Source organism: Wolbachia endosymbiont of Drosophila barbarae (genome assembly GCF_044752445.1).
GTDB classification, from domain to species: domain Bacteria; phylum Pseudomonadota; class Alphaproteobacteria; order Rickettsiales; family Anaplasmataceae; genus Wolbachia; species Wolbachia pipientis.
Genome location: NZ_JBIXJM010000026.1, coordinates 1 through 787 on the forward strand (window position 1 = coordinate 1; position 787 = coordinate 787).

1 pseudogene is annotated in these 787 nt (G+C 34.6%); it reads left to right on the plus strand.

From position 1 onward, the window contains the following. Positions 1-787, plus strand: a pseudogene (locus ACIPNH_RS00260) (phage tail protein); the annotation flags it as partial.

Here is a 787-nt window from a genome sequence, read left to right on the forward strand (position 1 = left end):
AGATAAAAGAAGAGCCATAGTGGAAGGAGTAAAATTTCAAAGACTGAGAGGAACACCTGCATCACTTAAATAGCGCTCAAATGGGCAAATATAGAAGATATTACAATTATCGAAGAACCACCTGGTAAACATTTTTTCGAGTTGCAAATAGGAATAAAAGATGTTCCAAATGACTTTTTTGTGGATGCAGTAGTAGAACTTGCAAAACTATCGCTACCAGCAAGATCAAGGCTAATGAGGATTTTCAATGATCACTATAACGTTGATAGGTTTATTTTAGATGAAAGTTTATTCGGCAGCTTATTGTCAGACTATTCAGGTAGAAAAGTTGAAAAAGATGGACCAGTACTGTCATTTGGTAGAAAGAACACATTTGAGCTAAAAAGCTTAAATCCAAATTTTAAGTTTAGCACTTTTCGGATTCATTATGAGCAAGCATTTAGTAATGACATATATCGATTAGATGTAGCAGTACTTGGAGAAACCGAGCCTCACATAAAGGATTACCAAGGCATTTATGAAAGAAGTCATCAGTGGTACAACTTAAAAGCACTATATCCACTACCACATAGTTTATTACCATCGATTAAATTTGCAAAAGCGCAGATAGTATTATCGGACAGTTGGAACTTAGGAGAAACAAATGCGTGCTTTCCGGTTGGTAGCATAGAAGAAGAAGGAAATAAATTTGTATTGGGAAACGATAAACTTTCAGGGCAATATTGGAATTTAAAACACAAGCCAATTTTAGAAAGATTTAGCGTTACTCACAACTATAAAGTAGAAA